The 3,397-nt window shown below is 72.4% G+C and carries 2 protein-coding genes; both read left to right on the top strand.

Annotation, left to right across the window (positions count from 1 at the left end; translation table 11 throughout):
• The coding region (locus OO52_RS46450; protein WP_030941060.1) for a condensation domain-containing protein at positions 1-2,023 on the top strand (2,023 nt) is incomplete at its 5' end.
• Positions 2,020-3,397: condensation domain-containing protein (locus OO52_RS46445; RefSeq protein ID WP_030941058.1), on the top strand; the 1,378-nt coding region annotated here is incomplete at its 3' end. The genes OO52_RS46450 and OO52_RS46445, both read left to right, overlap by 4 nt.

The raw sequence follows: 3,397 nt of genomic DNA, 5'->3' as shown, positions 1-3,397 counted from the left end.
CCTGACCGATCATCCCGCGGTCGGTCAGGCCGCCGTGGTCGCTCATCATGACCAGCCCGGCAGCACCCGCCTGATCGCCTACGTCGTCCCCGACAACGGTGAAACACCGACAGATCTACGGGAGTTCCTGCGGCAGCGGCTGCCCGAGTACATGGCGCCGTCGACGTACGTCACCCTGGACCGACTGCCGTTGACGGCCAACGGCAAGCTCGACCGGGCCGCGCTGCCCGCACCCGATCAGAGCGCGCGGGTGGAGGTGCCGCGGCGTGAGCCGCGCACCGAGCGCGAGCGACTGCTGGGGACGCTGGTCGCGCAGGCCCTGGGCGTGGACGACGTCGGGCCCGACGACGACTTCTTCGCGCTGGGTGGGGACAGCATCGTCTCAATCCGGCTGGTCAGCCTCGCTCGCTCGGCGGGTGTCGGACTGGCGGTCCGGGACGTCTTCGAGCAGCGGACCGCGGCCGGACTGGCCGAGGTCGCCGAGGAACTGGCCGTGTCGGCACCCGATTCCGGCGACTCCGGCGTGGGAGGGCTGGAACCGACGCCGATCATGCGCTGGTTCGACGCGCGCGGCGGTGACATCGACGCGTTCCACCAGGCGATGCTGCTGGACGTGCCGGCCGGGTTGCGTGAGGACCACCTCGTCGCGGCCGTGCAGGCGCTCGTGGACCACCACGATGCGCTGCGGTTGACCCGGAAGCGGAGCGGTCAGGACAACGGGGCGTGGTCGCTTGAGGTAGGCCCGGTGGGGTCCGTGTCGGCCGCGGACGTGGTGCGTCGTGTGGACACCGCCGGCGCGGCCGTCGACGCGACGCTGGTCCGCGCACAGACGGAGGCGGCGTCCGACCGGCTGTCGGCCGAGCGCGGCCTGCTGGTTCAGGTGGTCTGGTTCGACGCCGGACCGGCCGAACGGGCCAGGCTGCTGGTCGTCGTCAACCATCTCGTCGTCGACGGGGTGTCCTGGCGGATCCTGCTTCCCGATCTCATCGCCGCCTGCGAGGCCGTCGGAGGCGGCCGTCCCCCACGGCTGGACCCGGTGGGCACCTCCCTGCGTCGCTGGGCGAGTCTCCTCACGGCCGAGGCCCGGCAGCCGGCCCGCACCGCCGAGGCGGCACTGTGGACCGGACTGCTCACCGCGGCCGACCCACCGCTGACCACTGGCCGGCTCGATGCCGCTCGGGACACCGTGGGCCGGGCCCGTGAGCTCACGCTCTCCCTGCCGCCCGAGGTCACCACCCCGCTCCTGACGACGGTGCCCACGGCCTTCCACGCGAAGGTCGACGACGTCCTGCTCACCGCGCTCGCCCTGGCGGTCGCCCAGTGGCGCCGGACCCACGCACGCGGGCGGCACACGGCTCTCCTCGTGGACGTGGAGGGACACGGGCGGGAGGAGATCGTCGAGGGCGTGGACCTCTCGCGCACCGTGGGGTGGTTCACCTCGCTGTATCCCGTCCGTGTCGACCCCGGCCCGCTGGCGTGGGAAGAGGTCGTCGACGGCGGGCCGTCGCTCGGACAGGCCCTGAAACGGGTGAAGGAACAGGTCCGCTCCCTGCCCGACCGGGGCATCGGCTACGGCCTGCTGCGGCACCTCAATCCCGACACCGCGCCGGAGCTGGCCGGGCTCGCCGTACCGCAAATCGGATTCAACTACCTGGGCCGGTTCCCCTCGGCGGGCGCCCCGGTGGCCCCCGGCCGCCCGGAATGGACGGTGGCCGCCGAGACGGGCCTGCTGAGCGGCGCCGACCCGGCGACCGCCCTGGCGCACGGGGTTGAGGTGAACTGCATGGTCCGCGACGCCCAGGACGGGCCGGAACTGGGGGCCGTCTGGACTTGGGCGCCGCATCTGTGGACGGAACGGCACGTCCGAGCCCTGGCCGACCACTGGTTCCGGGCGATTCGCGGGCTGGTCCGGCACGGCGAGCGCGCCGGCACTGGCGGCCACAGCCCCTCGGACTTCCCCCTGACCGAACTCAGCCAGCACGACATCGAGCAGCTCGAAGCAGCGTGGAGGGTGCAGAAATGACGTCGTCGGGCCTGGAAGACATCCTCCCCCTCTCCCCGATGCAGGAGGGGCTGCTGTTCCACTCCCGCTACGAGCAGGACGGCGCGGACGTCTACGCGGTGCAGCACGTCTTCACCATCGAGGGCGCCCTCGACGCGGCGCGGCTGCGGGCCGCCGTGCTCGCGCTCGTCCAACGGCACCCGAACCTGCGCGCCGGATTCCGGCAGGTGGACTCCGGCCGCACCGTGCAACTGATACCACGTCAGGTCGAGGTTCCCTGGTACGAGTTCGACCTGTCGCCGCTTCCCGAGGCCGACGCGGAGGCGGAGCTGGCCCGGCTCGCCGCCAAGGAGCACGCCCGCCGGTTCGACCTGGCCGAGCCGCCCCTGCTGCGCTTCTCCCTGGTGCGTCTGGCCACCGAACGGCACCGCCTCATCATGACCACCCACCACATCCTGCTCGACGGCTGGTCGACGCCACTGCTCGTGCGCGAGCTGACCACCCTGTACCACAGCCAGGGCGACACCACCGCGCTGCCCCGAGTGGCCCCTTACCGGCAGTACTTGGGGTGGCTCGCGCAGCAGGACCAGCCGGCGGCGGAGGTCGCGTGGCGGGAGGCGCTCGGCGGACTCGAACAGCCGACGCTGGTCGCCCCGGTGGACCCGGGCCGTCCCGGACTGATGCCGGAGCGGATCACCGTGGAGCTGGACGAGGACCGCACGGCAGCGCTGGCCGACTGGGCGCGTCGGCACGGGGTGACCCTGAACACCGTGCTCCAGGCCGCCTGGGGGCTTGTGCTGAGCCGGCGCACCGGCCACGACGACGTCGTGTTCGGGGCCGTCGTGGCCGGGCGCGACCCTCAACTGCCGGGCGTCGAGAGCATGGTGGGGCTGCTCATCAACATGGTGCCGGTGCGGGTGTCCCTCAACCCGGCGCAGTCCCTGCTGACCACCGTCGAACAGGTGCAGAGCGCGCAGTCGCGGCTCACCGGGCATCACCACCTCGGACTCGCCCGCATCCAGCAACTGGCCGGTCTGGGCGACCTCTTCGACACCTCCCTGGTTTTCGAGAACTATCCGTGGGACGAACCCGGTGAGCGGCCGGAGACCGGGCTGCGGATCACCCCTGACCTCGGGCGCGGGCGGGACGCGACGCACTATCCCCTGACCCTGATCGCCGCCCCGGGGCGTCGTCTGTACCTCCGCCTGGACTACCGCGACGACCTGTTCGACCAGGCGACGGCCACCGGGTTCGTCGACCGGCTGATCCGGGTGCTCGACCTCGTCGTCACGGATTCCTCCCGGCCGATCGGGCGGATGGATCTGTTGTCCGCGGAGGAGCGGGCGGCGGTGTTGGCGGGGCCGGCCGCTGTGGTGCCGGCTGCTGTGGTGCCGT

This window comes from Streptomyces flaveolus (genome assembly GCF_000716535.1).
In the GTDB taxonomy this organism is placed as follows: Bacteria; Actinomycetota; Actinomycetes; order Streptomycetales; family Streptomycetaceae; genus Streptomyces; species Streptomyces flaveolus_A.
Note: the sequence above shows the minus strand (reverse complement) of the source record. Positions and strands in the feature narration are given on the sequence as shown.